The sequence below is a fragment of the Treponema sp. J25 genome (assembly GCF_004343725.1).
Classification (GTDB): Bacteria; Spirochaetota; Spirochaetia; order Treponematales; family Breznakiellaceae; genus J25.
Window position 1 is genome coordinate 48,574 of the sequence record NZ_PTQW01000031.1, and the last position, 15,447, is coordinate 64,020.

Sequence of the window (15,447 nt, forward strand, 5' to 3'; positions counted from 1 at the left end):
CTTACTCTATTCTCTCTTAATCTGTAATATAACCTACAAAGGGGAGAAAATGCAAGAAAAATTTTCAAAAAACTCCAAAATCTTTAATTTTGTAGGCTATAAAAGTCCACAAGGGATCGCCCGTATTGTCGACGGTCCGTAAGCATGAGCTTTCCCGGCGGCGTTTCAAACTGTTCTTCCCGGGGATAGTGGATAAGCAAAAGGCTGGTCTCCTGCATGAGGGGCGAAGTGCTTATGGCTTCTAGCAACTCTTTTTTATATGCATAGGGGAAGGGGGGATCACAAAAAATCACATCGAAGGAATTTTTTGCCCGCTTAACATATAATTCTACCGCCATGAAGTGACAATGGATATGCACCGGAGAAATAGCCACGTTTCGAAGTAATTGGGACCGTTTGCGGGGATCCTTTTCTACCGCTTCGATAGGAGAGGCCCCCCGACTTGCGGCTTCTAGCGCGATTATTCCTGATCCCGAAAAGAGATCGAGGAATGATTTTCCGCTGAGATCCCCCAGGATGGCAAACACCGATTCCCGCATTCTATCCATGGCGGGCCTGATAATGCCATCGGGAACAGCTATCCTTCGACCACAGAGGGAGCCCCCGGTAATTCTCATGATTGTTCCTCCTCGAGCATACCGTCGGCAACCCGAATACCACTGGCCCAGGCGGCGGTGATGCCCCGACTTGTTCCTGCTCCATCGCCGGCCAAATACAGGTGGGGGAGGGCCCGGAAATAACGGGGGTCCTGGAAAACCGGTTTGTTGGCGTAGAGTTTTATTTCGGGATAGTACATTATGGTACTCGGATGAAGCACCCCCGGTACAATCGTATCTAACAATTTCAGAGCCTTCCAGATGGACCTGAGGAATTTAGCGGGCATGACAAGACTAATATCGCCAGGGGTACAATCCGCAAGGGTTGGTTCGAAATCATAGAGGTCATGGTTAAAGGTATCCCGACTGGAACGTTTCCCTAAACGAAAATCTCCCACCCGTTGCATGAGGGGTTTGCCCCCACCGGCAAGCATTGCCTGGAGGCCGAGCATCTCCGCAAAGTCCTGGCCTGAAGCGAGGGGCTCGGTAAAATCGACGGTTCGCAGCATGGCAAAATTCACAAGGCCATTGGGCGCTCGTTGTTCTGACCAGGCATGGCCGTTTACGCTGTAGTACACCTCTCCATGGTGGGTTTCGTATCGTTCTTTTACTACGTGGGCAGAGCGGGAATTAGTACAAAAGGTCCGTACCCGTTCTGGAAAGAGGAACTTGGGGTCATAATAATCCCGCACAATAGGGTAGCGCTCTTCCCGGGTTTCTATACGAATCCCGACGTCGATAGAATTGTCAGAGAAGGGTATGGCAAGCTTTTTCATAAGGTTCCTGAGAAAGTCAAAGCCACCCCGGCCAGGGGCCACGAGAAGCGAGCCATATCGGGCTTCCCGTTTACTGGTCACTATTATGCGGGACGAAGCATCCACCTCTACAAGGGATTCTTCAAGGGCGATGTCTACTCCTTTTTGTTGGAGTTCTGCCATAAGATGCTGGATGAGTTTGAGCCCCCCATCGGTACCCAGGTGAGCCTGGGTGATTTCAAGGAGTTCTACCCCAATTTTCTGGGCCCGATACATATATGATGAAAGATTTTTTTTCTCCATCACCGGTGGTGAAAGAATTTCCATAACCCGGTGGAGATATGATTCGGCTAATTCTCGATCCCAGAACTCGGTAGGAAATCCGATAGGATAGGTAAAATTCATTTTACAATCGTTTCGCAGGCCCCCGGAAGAAACCTTAGCCTTATCGATGAGAAGGATCGATGCACTTTTTCGGCGTTTTACCAGTTCAAAGGCGGCTCCCAATCCCGCCGGGCCCGAACCGACGATGATATACTCGTAGCTGTCCATACCTTCATCATACCCTATAAGGGGAGTTTGTATCTATGGTTGATAGGGAGGGAGTAAAAACTTCCCAGGAAGGCCTTTTGCTGCTTTTACATGCCCCGTAATAATTCTTCCATTTCGGCGGAACTTACCACCTGGATTTCTTCTGGGAATAGGTGCGGTTGGGCCAGTTGATTTTGAAATTGGGCGCGCCACTCTATTCGATGTTGGCGGAGGGTAACAAAACGATCGCTAATGGGTATAAGAGATCGGGTAATCGGGGTGTTTCCTTCAAGTATCAGACCTAAAACCCTCGTAAAATATTCGTCGGTTTCGATAAGATTTTTTAATTGTTCTTCCCGGTCCACGAAACGATCGTTGGCAAGCAAAAAGTTTCCTATTTGATCGAGGGCGACCGTTATGGTGTCGATGGTAGTAACGAGATGTTCTGCAAAAAGATCCGCCGATATTTCCAACTGGCTTGTCTGTTCTATCAGCCGAATCAGACTATTGATAAAAAAAATGGTGTCTTCTATGTGTATTTTCTGAATCATAGGCCCTTCCTTCTAAGGTATCGGTATTCTCAAGTACAACCTTGACAGGATACCTATACAAGATTATACTTCCTTCGCCTCTTTATCCACCCCCGGCGGGTGGATCATTCTAGAGTCCATAAGGAGGACCTATGCGTCACTATGAACTTACGGTCATCTTCCCCCTGGAAGAAGACCAATATCGATCTGGTCGGGAACAAGTTATGGCCGACCTCGCGGCTCACCATGCCACGGTCGAAAAAACCGATGAAATGGGAGACCGGGATCTTGCCTATCCCATCAACAAGCGGAAGCGGGGACGCTACGTAGTATTTTACCTGCAGTTGGATCCAGCGCAGCTTACCGGCTTAGACAGGGCTTTTAAACTGAATCAGAATGTGGTGCGCTACTTATTTGTTAAAGTAGATTAATAAGGAAACAAAAGTATGGCCGATGTGAACCATGTTATTCTGATTGGACGGCTTACCCGGGATGCGGAACTGAAATATACTCCGAATGGGCAGGCGGTGTGTAAGTTTTCCCTGGCGGTCAATCGTCGCCGAAAAAATGGAGAACAATGGGTAGATGAACCTAATTTTTTTGATATTGTTCTGTGGGGACGGCAGGGAGAAACCCTTACCCCTTACCTGATAAAGGGAAAGCAAGTTGCCGTAGAGGGAGAGCTCCGACAGGATAAATGGGAACAGGATGGTCAAAGTCGTTCACGGGTGGAAATCTTGGCAAACAATATTCAACTGTTAGGCGGCGGAACAGGGGCAGGAGGTTCTGCGCCATCCGCTCCGGGCCGCCAGGATGCATCCCAGGGAAGAGGCCCTTCAGCAATGAACGGCCCTGAGGATGATTCCTTTGTCGATGATATTCCATTCTAAACTGAAAAGAAGATGGGTATGACAGGGGCACGGATCACCCAAATTGAAAGGTCCCCAGATATGCCTGTCTACGTTGATTGCTAGTACCTAAGATGAGAAGGAGTAATCCATGGCTGATGAAATGATGAATGAAGAGGTAAAAGTAGAGCCCGCTGCTGATATGGGCAGTCGAGAAGGGGATGATAAAAGCGGGCGGAATCCAAAAGGGAAAATATATTTTAAGAAGAAGGTGTGCAAATTCTGCGCCCAGAAAGCCGCTATCGATTATAAAGATGCGGATACCCTTCGTCGGTATACCACAGAACGGGGTAAGATTTTGCCCCGCCGTATTACTGGTACCTGTGCAAAACATCAGCGGGAGCTTTCTACGGCCATTAAACGGGCCCGTATTTTAGCGTTGCTTCCGTTTGTAGCGGACTAATCAGATAATTAAACGGCAGGGGTGATTTGCGAAATCCCTGCCAAAGAGACCCTAAGTAATGAATACAAAGTGGCGGCCCTTCCTGCAGAAGGTGGTACAGGGAGGGGGTATTGCGATTGTAGGAGCGGGGCTTTCTCTGTTTTTGATGGGAAGTGGCCTGTTAAGTCCCTTTTATCTTCTTCCTTTTGGGGTGGTGGCATACCGCTTTTCTCCCAAGGTAAGTTGGATAAGCTGGGGAGTGGCCTCTCTGTTGCACCTGGCCTTAGGCATAAAGGGCGGATTTCCCCTTTCGATAGGTAGTACAGCCTTCTATTGGGAATTACTCTATTTTGGGATTCTTTCGGCATCTTTTGTGGTGATGGTGCTACCGGGAATGTCGGTGCGCACCTTATATCGCTTCCTGGGAGGAGCCCTGATTAGCTCGGTGGTTTTTCTTGGGTTGCTCCAGGTTTCTTCTGGGAAAGGAGAGCAAAGCCTTATTCAACAGGTGGTTCAGGAGGTTCTCAGGCTGTACGAAGAAACGGCGACGATCGATGGTGAGGCCTCCCTTGGAGAAAGCCTGGTCGAAAAAAAAGAGGAAATAGCCACCTTTATATGGTATCTATTGCTGTATGGGGGGGCCCTGGTAGGGCATCTGATACTGGTAAGTGTAAACTACTTTTTGGCCCGTTTTTTTGATCGATCATCCTCTCCCAAGGGTGCGGTGTTTATCGGCCGTTTTACGGTACCCCCAGGGTTTATCTGGTTACTGTCCCTCTCGCTTCTTTTGTTAGTGCTGGGGGCCTTTTTTAACGTGTCGGTACTCCAGATTGCTGGAGGCAATGGGATTGTGGTAGGAGGGTTTGTGTATCTGGTACAGGGGATGGGAATATTGGTGTACCTGTCTTCTCACCCTGCTTTTCCTGGATTTCTCAGGACCCTCGGAACAGTCCTTTTTTTAGTAGCCCTTTTTATACCGGGAATTAACGTGATACCCCTGGGAATTTGTATAATTCTGGGTATTGCGGAAACCTGGGTACCCCTGCGGGTACCTTATACTACGGGATCATCCTCTACTCCGGGGATGTGAATAGGGAATTTCTCTATTCTGGGTCCTAACATTTATAAGGAGCTTGTATGAAGGTCATTCTGAACAAGGATGTCCATCCCCTCGGCGAAGAGGGCGATGTGCGAGATGTAGCCCGGGGCTATGCTCGCAATTATTTGTTTCCTCGGGGGCTCGCATTACCCTATACCGAGCGAAATCTGAAACTGTTTGAGGCCCGCCGCGAAGAGATTGAAAAACGGAAGGCGGAAAAACGGCAGAATGCGGCAAGCCTTAAAGAACGGCTTGAAAGCCTGGAACTGGTACTTTCTATGCCGGCAGGGGCTAACGGAAAACTCTATGGGGCGGTGACGAACCAGACCATTGCGGATGAGCTTGCCCGCCAGGGTTTCCAGATTGAACGGAAAAAGATTGAAGTCCCGGGAAATCATATTAAGAGTGTCGGAAAGTACAAGGTTACGGTACGGCTCTATGAAAATGCTTCGGCAGAACTTACGGTTCTGGTCCAGGCCCACATAGAGGAAAAAACCGAAGAACCCAAGACAACCCACAGCAAGCAGCGCCATCAGCGTTCTTCCCGGGCTCCCGAAACAAAGGAGACCTCGGGAGATACGGCGGCTCCTGCTGAGGCGAGCCAGGAAAAAACTGAATAAAGAGGGGTAGGTACGCCGTGGCAATGCGAGATAAAATTCCTCCTCATAATGAGGAGGCTGAGCAGGCTACCCTTGGGGCACTGCTGTTAGATGAAAATGCTATTGCAACGGCTATCCGCTACCTCAGACCCGACGATTTTTACAGTAATGCGAATCGTCGGGTCTATCGAGCCATTTTGAACCTCTTTAACCAGGGACAAAAGGCAGACATCATTACAGTCACGGAAGAGTTAAAAAAGCAAGGAGAATTAGAACAGGCAGGAGGGGCGGCCTATGTGGCATCCCTTCCGAACCTGGTGCCTACCAGTGCGAATATCGAGTATTATGCCCGGCTCGTGCAAGATTGTGCCATTCGGCGCTCCCTTATTCGTATTTCGACGGATATTTCAGCGAAATCCTATGATGAGGGAGAGGATTCTCGCCTTTTGGTAGAAGAAGCCCAGCGCCAGATTTTTGAGCTTACCGATGATCGACAAACCCTGAGTTTTAAAAGTGCAAAGGAAATCATTCCTAAGGCCATCGAGGCTATAGAAAAACTCTACTATACGAAAGAAGCCTTTACCGGTATTCCTTCGGGGCTGTCTGACCTGGATGCCATGACAAGCGGTTTTCAAAAGTCGGAGCTTATCATCATCGGAGCCCGACCTTCGGTGGGGAAAACCGCCCTTGCCCTTACGATGGCAGCCCATACGAGTATCAAATTGAAAATTCCCACCGCCTTTTTTACCCTCGAAATGTCGGACCTGGCCCTGATGCAACGACTTATTTCAGCGGAAGCCCGCATAGAGTCGGAGAAAATCAGAACAGGGATGCTCAAACCCAGTGATTTTCAGAGTTTGATGGAGGCCGCCGGTCGTATCTATGATGCTCCTCTGTACGTTGTGGACATGCCTAATATGAAGCTCCTGGATCTTCGGGCCCAGGCCCGGCGACTTCGGGCGCAACAAAAGGTAGAAATCATATTTATCGATTATCTTACCCTCATTACCTCTGAAAACTATCAACTCCCCCGGCATGAACAGATTGCAGAAATTTCCCGGTCCTTAAAGAGTCTGGCCCGGGAACTGGATATTCCCATCGTGGCCCTTTCTCAGGTACGCCGGGATGCGGAGGGGAAACGGCCAACCCTGTCGGATATTCGGGAGTCCGGCTCCATCGAACAGGATGCGGATGTGGTGATGTTTCTGCATCGGGAACGGGAAACGGAAAAACGCCCCGATGCGGAGCGTTCCCGGGCCATTACCACGGAACTTATCGTCGCCAAACAACGCAATGGTCCGGTAGGTACCGTAGAAATTGTATTCCTTCCGAGTTACACAAAATTTGAAAATTTAACTCGAAGTGCCTAAAATACTGTTATGGGATTTAAAGATCAATACGACTTTGAACAACTGGTAAATGAAGCGGAACGGCTCGTGATTGATGAACTGGAACGCCAACTGGATGCGCTTTCTGAGCCAGTTTGTCGCTGCGAAGATTGTGTGCTTGACATGGCTACCCTCGCGTTAAATGCGGTAAAACCGCTGTATCGGGTCTCGCTCCTTGGTTCTTTGTATGCGGCCCACGCAATGGATGAAGCATCCTACGCCGAAAGTCTCCGAAAGGCCGTTGCCGCGGCAATCCAAAGGGTGCGGGAAAACCCCTCCCACGATTAAGGGAATACCCTTCCTCTTTGGAGGTAGCCGCTGCGTTTCGTTTTTTCAGGCCCTGAAGCTTCATTGTATCCAGGGACGTTCTTCCGCATCAGAAGCCGGTGAGCGTTTTGGTACTATGGGGGGGGACCGGTAGACTTCCTGATGCCCCAAAAAGTGTCAATCCCCTTACTCTATCTCTGGCCGTAGCAGGTTCTGTACCGAAAGATAGGGCCCAAAGCGGAGGGAAGGGAAGGGTTCTGCCTGCGGGTTTGTCTCGTATTCGGTAAGAGTTTTTTCATAAATTCGGTAGGGAAGTATGGTAACCGCTACTTCATCGGCTTTAAGACCATGGATATGGAATTCAAGCTGATCGCCGTTTTTCCCGGAAAACCAGGCAGAAAGTTCTGCCTGGGGATTCGCCTCATCCGCTTTCAGGAGCAAATAGTATTTGATAGCTTCGATGATGAGGGGATCCAGTCCTGCATGGACTACCATGATTCGATCGATTGCCTCGGGGTATCCAATAACCAGTTCTGAATCTTCCATGAGGGGATACCCTCCCTTTTTGTATTTTAGGTAAAAGGAGGAACGATCAAACTCAGGGATCACCTGGAGCCTTAGGCGATGACTGGGCCATTCGATGATAATCGGAAACTCAGGCTTAAGACGGGTATCACAGGAAGGACACACCACCGTAAGAAAGGTCCCCTGATACAATTCATCGATGCGACCTTTTTCTGTATCCAGGTTAATTTTTTCCGGTATTTCCACATTAAAAACATACTCACATTGACAGGTAATCTGATGCTGCGCCATAGATCCTCCTTTTATTGCTTAAATAAAAATGCCACATCTCCAAAGAGAGAAAAAATCAAAAGGGTGAAAATAAATAAGGTCCCAAGCATCTGAAAGGCATAGACAAGTTTTGGATGCAGGGGTTTACGAAAAATTCCCTCGATAAGAAACAGTACGAAAAGACCCCCATCGAGGGCAGGAATGGGGAGCAAGTTCATGATGGCGAGGGATATAGATATAAGAGCAAGGAAGCTTGCCACCGATATGAATGCCGTTTCAAACCCTTCGCCGATACTTTCGGTGGCCACGTCTCCTACCATGTAGGTAATGCGAACAGGACCAGAAAGGGCCTTGCTTAAATCCACCCCCCTAAAGAGAATCGCGAGACTTTTTACAGAAACCTGTAGGGTTTTTATCGTTTCGGTGGTTCCCCGCCACAGGGCTTCTGCTACATTGGAAGCCCTCTTTCGGTACCGAAGGCCTTCAAAACTGATGCCTATATTGGGATTCCCTCCTTCATCATAGGAGAGGACCAGTTCTTTTGTCAGGATAGTTCCATTTCGTTCAATAGTAAGGGGAAGCACTTCAGGCTTGTTTTTTAGTATACGATAAAGAGCCGCAGAATAGGGAAGCGGTTCCCCTGCGGCTTGCAGGATACGGTCCCCTTTTTGTAATCCCCCAATAGCCGCAGCACTGTGGGCTGCCACAGCAGCAATCCGCGGTTCCCCCCAGAAGTAGATCCCAATTTTCCCAGACCCTGTGGCGGGATCTAGCTGGGGTGTTATCTGATAGGTAAACACCGAACCCTCTCGCTCTACGGTAAAATTCAAGGTTTTTCCTGGATTTGTGGAAACCCACTCCTGAATGTCCAGGGCATTGGTAACGGTTTTCCCATTTATGGCAGTGATGCGATCGCCCGTTTTAAGACCCGCCTGGTTTGCCGGATAGTCGTTTTTTTGGTCAATATCAGAAGCGAGCACAATCCGGTTATCCATGGTATGGACAGTGAATCCAATACCCCACACTATAGAAAGCAAACATACTGCAAAAAGGGCGTTAAAAAAGGGTCCCGCCAGGGCCACAATAATTCTTCGCCAGGGAGAGGCTCCATAAAAGCTTCCTGTTTCTCGCGGGATGTGAGAGAGGTCGTGGGTAAGGGCCTCTTTAAACTCATCTTCCCCCTTCATTTTGCAGTATCCACCGACGGGAAAAACTCCAATTCGATATTCAACCTGACCAATTTTCCGTTTCCATAGGGGTTTTCCCCACCCGATGGAAAAAGCCTCCACATCGATTCCCACAAGCCGGGCCGCTAAGAAGTGGCCCAACTCATGAACAAAGACTACGATTCCGAGTCCCACCAGACCGACTAAAATCTTCACTATCATGAAAAGGCACTCCTTATTTCTCGGATATTTTTTGTGAGAAGGTGAATGCAAGATCCCGTGCCTTCTGGTCAGCATCGAGGATATCATCTAAATTAGTGTCACAACCAATCCAGTCTCGCTGTAAAATTTCTTCAGTAAGGGCAGGAATGTCGATGAACCGGAGGGCCCCCTTCACAAAGAGTTCTACCGCCACTTCATTTGCCGCGTTATATACCGCAGGATACACCCCTCCCTTACGAATAGCCTCGTAAGCAAGGGAAAGCATGGGGAATTTGTGGATATCCGGTGCTTCGAAGGTTAATGTTTCAAAGGGAATTTCAAGCCGTCCAAAGGGATTCTGCTCATGGGATGGCCAGAAAAGGGCGTTATGAATGGGAAGTCGCATATCCGGCTGGGATAATTGGGCATACAGAGCTCCATCAGAAAGCCGGATAAGGGAATGAACGATGCTTTGAGGATGAACCACCACTTTGATCTTTTCAGGGGGCATCGCAAAAAGCCGCACCGCTTCAATAACTTCAAGGCCCTTATTGGCAAGACTGGCCGAATCAATAGTAATTTTTCCACCCATTTTCCATGTGGGATGATTAAGGGCTTCCTGGGCAGTGATTTTGGCTAGTTCTTCTTTGGCGTAGCTGCGAAAGGGCCCACCGGAGGCGGTAAGAATCAATTCTTCCACCCGCTCTTTCCCATGGGCATTCACCAGATGAAACAGGGCCGAGTGTTCCGAATCGACGGGGAGGATGGCCACTCCCTGACGGCGGGCCTGATCAAACACCAGGGGGCCTGCCATGACGAGGGTTTCCTTGTTTGCCAGGGCAAGGGTAGCCCCTGCTTCAATGGCTTTTAAAGAAGGGAGGAGACCCGCAGCTCCAGCAATGCCATTTACGACGATATCAGGGTGACTTTCGTTAATTGCAGAAAGAAGTCCCTCTTGACCAAAGAATTGAATGGCCGCTCGTTTTGAATTACTAGGAGAAGACCCAGAAAGAGCAAGAAGCGCATCGGGAAAATCCTTCCCTATCCGCAGTAGCCCTTCCTCATCCCGATGGCTCGAAAGAAGAACCACCGAAAAAAAATCAGGGTGGGCCCTAATTACATCAAGGGCGTTTTTCCCTATGGAGCCGGTAGCTCCTAGAATAGCAACCCTTTTTTTCATAGCTACTCCTGAAAAAAGAACAGCCCCTGTTCTTGGGTGATTGTTTCGTATTTTTCGGCAGGCTGCCCCCCGTGTTCATCCCATTACTTTCCTGTTAGATTGAGAAAAGTATCCAATATAAAGCGTAATACACAGGGGCGGCAAGTACCAGGGAATCAATAGAATCCAGGATACCCCCGCGTCCGGGGATAAGCCCCCCTGAATCCTTGACGGAGCTGCTTCTTTTCATAGTCGATTCTGCTAAATCTCCTATAATGGCCATGATTCCTGTCCCCAGGCCAAGCAATGCTCCTGCCCCAAGAGAAGGAAGATTTCGAGGAACAAAGGCTGCAGGAAAAAGCAAAACCGCCCCTATCCCGATGCCAAGGGACGTTAAGAGCCCTCCGATAAAGCCGGCCACACTTTTGTTGGGACTAGCGGGAATAAGGCCCCGATTACCATTCCCCAGGGTCATCCCAATGGCCCAGGCAAGGGAATCATTGCCAAATACCATGAGTAAAAAGGTAAGCAAGACCACGGTGGGATGGGGCAAAAGGGTGAGTCGGATAAGCCAGATAAGAAAAAGCCCCGGGTATATCATTACCGATAAGCCTGAGGTAATACGATCAATGGTGAGTTCTATTTCTTTCTGTGAAGAAAAAATACGAGAAGAAATGAGCCAGGTGGCACCAAAAATAAAAGAAGCCGCCACCATCTCTCCGGGAACGCCAAAACTTACCGAAAGGGTGCTTGCCGCCGGAGCGAGGGCTCCCAGGATAAGGGCTTCCCAGGTTGGTAAGCTATAATGCTTTTTTGAAATCAGCCACGAGAATTCCAGAGCCCCAAGGGAACTTACCAGGACCACAATACAATTCACTGCCAGGTGATGATAATGGGGAAAAAACACCACAATCCCTACAATGAGGGGTAGGCCGACAAAAAAAATAAGAAGCCGTTCTATGAGTTTTTTTATATTCATAGGCCACCAAACCGTCGTTGTCGCTTTGAATAATCTTCAATGGCGGCGACGAGATCTTCCCGATCCCAGTCGGGCCATAGTTTATCAGAAAAATAATATTCACTATAGGCGGATTCCCAAAGGAGAAAGTTACTCGACCGTTTTTCTGAGGCAGTGCGAATAATAAGATCCGGATCAGGAATGTCAGGATTATCAAGATAGCTCTGAACCAGACTTTCAGTGATTGCTTCTTCGGGGACGCCATCTTTCACTATTTTTTTAATGGCCCGGACAATCTCGTCTCGTCCTCCATAATTAAAGGCAAGGATAACGGTCATGCCGGTATACGTACGGGTAAGGTCCGCTACAGTTTTGAGTTCCTGGGCTATGTCGGAAGGGAGTCCATCCAGGTTCCCCGCATGGCGGATCCGGATACTGTGTTGGACGTAAAAGTCAAGTTCTTTCATGAGATACTGCTTCACGAGTCCCATAAGGAACCCAACCTCATCCTGGGTTCGTTTCCAGTTTTCTGTGGAGAAGGTGTACAGCGTAAGATAGGAAATTCCTAATTCTCGAGCGGCCGCAACAATCCGCTTCGCCGCCTTAAGCCCCTCCAGGTGCCCCCGGGTGCGGTTTTGATTTCTTGCGACGGCCCAGCGTCCATTCCCATCCATGATGATCCCCACATGGGGTGGAACGTGTATAGCTGACATTATACTTCCATTATTTCTTTTTCTTTTTCTTCCAGAATATGATTTATTTCTTTAATGTATTTGTCCGTAAGGTTCTGGAGTTCCTCAGAGGCTCGCTGTTCTTCGTCTTCCGTTAATTCTCCGTCTTTAAGGGCCTTTTTTAATTCCTCGTTTCCATCCCGTCGAATATTCCGAACAGCCACACGGCTCTGCTCTGCCATGTTTTTTGCCTGTTTGGCCAGTTCTTTGCGCCGTTCTTCCGTAAGCGGGGGAATCGCAATTCGAATCACCTTACCATCATTGGAAGGATTAAGTGAAAGCTCAGAGGTACGAATAGCCTTTTCGATTTCCCCGATAAGGCTCCTATCCCAGGGCTGAATGACGATAAGTCGCGCTTCCGGAATAGAAATATTTGCTACCTGGTTAAGAGGTGTCTTTTCACCATAATAATCCACACGGATTTTCTCAAAAAGAGCTGCGGAAGCCCGACCGGTTCGAAGGGTGGCAAACTCGTCTTTGAGGCTCGCAATCGTTTTTTTCATCCGATCTTCGGCGTTTTTTAGTGCACTGTGCATAGATATCTCCTCTTCTAAAAGGTCCCAGAAAAAGGGAGAACCCTCTGGGTTCTCCCCGGTACGACGAAACGTTATTGACCGACCCTAAAGTAGACGTATTCACTAATGGAGAGCTGGGCCCCCACTTTTTTGCCTGTCTCCTCTAATACTTTTGCAACCGAAACCTTTTCGTCCTTCACAAAGCCCTGATCGAGCAAACAAATTTCTGCAAGGTACTTGGAAACCTTACCTTTCAGGATATTATCGAATACGGCGGCGGGCTTGCCTTTCATCTTTTCATCCGCTTCCATCTGTTTCCGGAAGATTTCTTCCTGTTCTGCCAGGTGAGCGGGATCCACATGATTTTTATCGAGGGCATAGGGGTTAAACGCTGCAATGTGAAGGGCAAGATCAAATGCGAGGGTCTTTACCGCTTCCGTCTGAAGCGCCTCTGGTTTGTCCGCCGCAAGCTTGACTACCACGCCGATTAAGCCATCCCCATGGATGTAGCTGGTCAGGTATTCATTAGGAGCGGCGGTGATCATCTTAAGACGCTTTAGCCCCATGTTTTCTCGAATTTTGGTAGCCAGATCGGTAACCATCGCATGGAGTTCATCGGTGGGTTCCTGATACCCCTTTTCCAGCGCTACCTCTACAATCTTGTTCCCCAGGGCGATGAAATCGGCGTTGCGGGCCACAAAATCGGTTTCAGAGGAAAGCTCTGCGATAACTGCCCGATTCCCTGCCACCTTAACAAAGATCTTTCCTTCATTGGTGGCCCGGTTGGCCCGCTTTTCTACCGCCGCAAGCCCCTTTTCTTTGAGGAGTTTTTCTGCCTTTGCAAAATCCCCTTCACAGGCTAGCAGGGCATTCTTACATTCCATCATCCCTGCGCCGGTTTTTTCTCGCAGGGCCTTTACATCAGACGCCTTTATCTCCACGGTTTACTCCTTTTCGTAGACCTTATCTACATCCACTGGAAGTTCATCTTCTTCCAGATCCTCATCGTATCCTGCGGTGGACGCCATTTCTTGATCGTAGGATTCGATATCGATTTCCCGATCCTCTTCTTTAATGGAAACGTCGGAAAGGAGCCCCTCCGTATCTTCGTCTTCACCCAGGGTTTCCACGATCTTAAGTCCTACCTCGTTGTCTGCTTCAATGACCGCATTTGCAATAATCTGGGTAAAGAGGGTAATGGCCCGAATCGCATCGTCATTCCCAGGGATAGGGTAGTCGATTCCTTCGGGATTACAGTTGGTGTCTACCACCGCTACAATGGGAATACCCATCCGCTGGGCTTCTGCCACGGCAATGGCTTCCTTTCGGGTGTCAATCACAAAAAGGATGCCGGGCAGTTCCTTCATTTCCTTGATACCCCCGAGGTTTTTCTGAAGCCGGGCTCGTTCTTTTGCGAGGGCAGCAATTTCTTTCTTGGTCAGGTTCTCGAGACTTCCATCCACTTCCATCTTCTCAAGTTTCTTGAGACGAAGAAGGGATTTTTTTATGGTGGCAAAGTTGGTGAGCATACCCCCAAGCCATCGGTTGTTGACATAGAACATGCCACACCGTTCTGCTTCTTTTTGAATGGCCTGTTGGGCCTGCTTCTTGGTACCTACAAAGAGTACCGTCTTTCCAGAACTCACCGTTTTTCGGACCGCCTCATAGGCGTCCTTAATAGCCTGGATGGTCTTCTGCAGGTCAATGATATGGATGCCATTCCGTTCGGCGAAGATGTACTTCTTCATCCGTGGGTCCCAGCGTTTGACCTGATGACCAAAGTGTACGCCCGCTTCAAGCAGGCTTTTCATGGTGACCACTGCCAAAGTGTCCTCCCTTGTTCGTTTTGAGGAATCCATAGACCTCCGCAAAACGACTCCTTCTCTCTATCTCACCACCCTACGGTGGCGGAAAATATGAAAATCAGGGCTTTTCACAGCCCTGTTTTCTTTTTACCTTATAGCATACCCTGCCTTTTTATGAAAGGCCCCTCTGCCGTAGTATCCGACTGTAATTGCTGAGGGGCCCCCATCTGTGGAAATTGGACTGCTGTTAATCCGTTGATGGCGCAGCCCCATAGGGGTACCCCTGTTCTCGTAATAAGACATACAATTCTCGAATGGGGAGCCCTACGATGTTACTGTAAGAGCCACGAATCTCGGAGATAAAACAGGCCCCAAGGGACTGGATCTGATAGGCCCCTGCTACCCCCTGCCATTCACCCGTATCAAGGTACCATTCGATTTCTGAAGGGCTCAGTTCAGCAAAAGTAACATAGCTCGTTATCACCCTGCTTACAATCTGTTCCTTTCGACCCACATACAACGCGAGGGCGGTGATGACCTCCTGGGTTTTACCAGAAAAACTCTGGAGCATTTCCCGGGCCTCGTCCCGATCCCGAGGTTTCCCGTAGATACGATTGTCCAGGGAGATCACCGTATCGGCCCCAAGGATCCAGAGGGGAAGCCTCCCCTGGAGGGTTTTGATGGCGGCCTGGACTTTTCGCTCAGCGATGTTTTGTACTTGTTCATGAATCGTGTATCCCGGCAGGGGAGTCTCATCAATGTAGGAGGGAAGAATTTTAAAAGGTAGGCCCAACTGTTTACACAGTTCCTGCCGACGGAGAGAAGCGGATGCTAAAATAATTGGTTCCATTGTTCCTTCCAGGGTGTTTTGTGATACCTAAAGAGGGGAGATCCTCGTCTGTGATGGGCTATAAAAAATAGTGAGAGATGCGGGACTCGAACCCACCACCTTCAGCTCCGGAGGCTGACGCTCTATCCAGATGAGCTAATCTCTCACTTGACTTGTACCATACTCCAGGGATTCTCCCTTTGTCAAGGGGACGCACTGCCTCATTATTTTTC

General features: G+C 49.0%; 19 protein-coding genes and 1 tRNA gene. 7 read left to right on the forward strand and 13 right to left on the reverse strand.

The window, feature by feature from the left end:
• Positions 1 to 83: 83 nt before the first annotated feature.
• From C5O22_RS09705 to C5O22_RS09715, 3 genes are all read right to left on the reverse strand, one after another.
• A complete protein-coding gene (locus C5O22_RS09705) occupies positions 84 to 617 on the reverse strand; it encodes an RsmD family RNA methyltransferase (RefSeq protein WP_132781318.1) in 534 nt (177 codons plus the stop codon).
• Positions 614 to 1,903: an NAD(P)-binding protein gene (locus C5O22_RS09710; protein WP_132781320.1), complete on the reverse strand. Its 1,290-nt coding sequence runs from the start codon at positions 1,901 to 1,903 to the stop codon at positions 614 to 616. Before C5O22_RS09710 ends, C5O22_RS09705 begins: the two co-directional genes overlap by 4 nt.
• Positions 1,904 to 1,989: 86 nt before the next feature.
• Positions 1,990 to 2,433 carry a hypothetical protein gene (locus C5O22_RS09715; RefSeq protein WP_132781322.1) on the reverse strand — a complete coding sequence of 148 codons (444 nt, stop codon included), beginning with the start codon at positions 2,431 to 2,433 and terminating at the stop codon, positions 1,990 to 1,992.
• 131 nt (positions 2,434 to 2,564) lie between these two features.
• On the opposite strand from C5O22_RS09715, the gene rpsF reads away from it, so the two are divergent.
• The 7 genes from rpsF (at position 2,565) to C5O22_RS09750 (ending at position 7,076) form a co-directional block, all read left to right on the forward strand.
• Complete coding sequence (gene rpsF, locus C5O22_RS09720; protein ID WP_132781324.1) at positions 2,565 to 2,843, forward strand: 30S ribosomal protein S6; 279 nt, start codon at positions 2,565 to 2,567, stop codon at positions 2,841 to 2,843.
• 15 nt (positions 2,844 to 2,858) lie between these two features.
• Positions 2,859 to 3,302: a single-stranded DNA-binding protein gene (locus C5O22_RS09725; protein WP_132781326.1), complete on the forward strand. Its 444-nt coding sequence runs from the start codon at positions 2,859 to 2,861 to the stop codon at positions 3,300 to 3,302.
• A 109-nt stretch (positions 3,303 to 3,411) separates the two neighbouring features.
• Positions 3,412 to 3,723 carry a 30S ribosomal protein S18 gene (rpsR, locus tag C5O22_RS09730; RefSeq protein ID WP_132781328.1) on the forward strand — a complete coding sequence of 104 codons (312 nt, stop codon included), beginning with the start codon at positions 3,412 to 3,414 and terminating at the stop codon, positions 3,721 to 3,723.
• A 58-nt stretch (positions 3,724 to 3,781) separates the two neighbouring features.
• Positions 3,782 to 4,792 carry a DUF2232 domain-containing protein gene (locus C5O22_RS09735; RefSeq protein WP_132781330.1) on the forward strand — a complete coding sequence of 337 codons (1,011 nt, stop codon included), beginning with the start codon at positions 3,782 to 3,784 and terminating at the stop codon, positions 4,790 to 4,792.
• A 47-nt stretch (positions 4,793 to 4,839) separates the two neighbouring features.
• Positions 4,840 to 5,421: a 50S ribosomal protein L9 gene (rplI, locus tag C5O22_RS09740; protein WP_132781332.1), complete on the forward strand. Its 582-nt coding sequence runs from the start codon at positions 4,840 to 4,842 to the stop codon at positions 5,419 to 5,421.
• Positions 5,422 to 5,444: 23 nt separating this feature from the next.
• Entirely contained in the window at positions 5,445 to 6,770 is a 1,326-nt protein-coding gene (gene dnaB / locus C5O22_RS09745; protein ID WP_132781359.1) for a replicative DNA helicase, read from the forward strand.
• A 9-nt stretch (positions 6,771 to 6,779) separates the two neighbouring features.
• Positions 6,780 to 7,076: a late competence development ComFB family protein gene (locus C5O22_RS09750; RefSeq protein WP_132781334.1), complete on the forward strand. Its 297-nt coding sequence runs from the start codon at positions 6,780 to 6,782 to the stop codon at positions 7,074 to 7,076.
• A 165-nt stretch (positions 7,077 to 7,241) separates the two neighbouring features.
• On the opposite strand, the gene C5O22_RS09755 is transcribed toward C5O22_RS09750, so the two are convergent.
• The 10 genes from C5O22_RS09755 to C5O22_RS09800 form a co-directional block, all read right to left on the reverse strand.
• Complete coding sequence (locus C5O22_RS09755; protein ID WP_132781336.1) at positions 7,242 to 7,871, reverse strand: CpXC domain-containing protein; 630 nt, start codon at positions 7,869 to 7,871, stop codon at positions 7,242 to 7,244.
• Positions 7,872 to 7,882: 11 nt separating this feature from the next.
• A complete protein-coding gene (locus C5O22_RS09760) occupies positions 7,883 to 9,238 on the reverse strand; it encodes a site-2 protease family protein (RefSeq protein WP_132781338.1) in 1,356 nt (451 codons plus the stop codon).
• Positions 9,239 to 9,251: 13 nt separating this feature from the next.
• On the reverse strand, positions 9,252 to 10,397 hold the full coding sequence (dxr, locus tag C5O22_RS09765; protein WP_132781340.1) for a 1-deoxy-D-xylulose-5-phosphate reductoisomerase: 1,146 nt from the start codon (positions 10,395 to 10,397) through the stop codon (positions 9,252 to 9,254).
• Between the two features lie 94 nt (positions 10,398 to 10,491).
• Complete coding sequence (locus C5O22_RS09770; protein WP_243692923.1) at positions 10,492 to 11,355, reverse strand: phosphatidate cytidylyltransferase; 864 nt, start codon at positions 11,353 to 11,355, stop codon at positions 10,492 to 10,494.
• Entirely contained in the window at positions 11,352 to 12,047 is a 696-nt protein-coding gene (uppS, locus tag C5O22_RS09775) for a polyprenyl diphosphate synthase (RefSeq protein WP_132781342.1), read from the reverse strand. Before uppS ends, C5O22_RS09770 begins: the two co-directional genes overlap by 4 nt.
• Positions 12,047 to 12,601 (reverse strand): ribosome recycling factor, encoded by a 555-nt coding sequence (gene frr, locus C5O22_RS09780; protein WP_132781344.1) that lies wholly within the window; start codon positions 12,599 to 12,601, stop codon positions 12,047 to 12,049. Before frr ends, uppS begins: the two co-directional genes overlap by 1 nt.
• Before the next feature lie 71 nt (positions 12,602 to 12,672).
• The gene (tsf, locus tag C5O22_RS09785; RefSeq protein WP_132781346.1) at positions 12,673 to 13,521 is read right to left on the reverse strand and encodes a translation elongation factor Ts; all 849 of its coding nucleotides are present in this window, start codon (positions 13,519 to 13,521) and stop codon (positions 12,673 to 12,675) included.
• A 3-nt stretch (positions 13,522 to 13,524) separates the two neighbouring features.
• Positions 13,525 to 14,406, reverse strand: a complete 882-nt coding sequence (rpsB, locus tag C5O22_RS09790; protein ID WP_132781348.1) for a 30S ribosomal protein S2 — start codon at positions 14,404 to 14,406, stop codon at positions 13,525 to 13,527.
• A 226-nt stretch (positions 14,407 to 14,632) separates the two neighbouring features.
• Positions 14,633 to 15,235 carry a Maf family protein gene (locus tag C5O22_RS09795; RefSeq protein ID WP_132781350.1) on the reverse strand — a complete coding sequence of 201 codons (603 nt, stop codon included), beginning with the start codon at positions 15,233 to 15,235 and terminating at the stop codon, positions 14,633 to 14,635.
• Between the two features lie 71 nt (positions 15,236 to 15,306).
• Positions 15,307 to 15,380, reverse strand: a tRNA-Arg gene (locus C5O22_RS09800).
• Between the last annotated feature and the right edge of the window lie 67 nt (positions 15,381 to 15,447).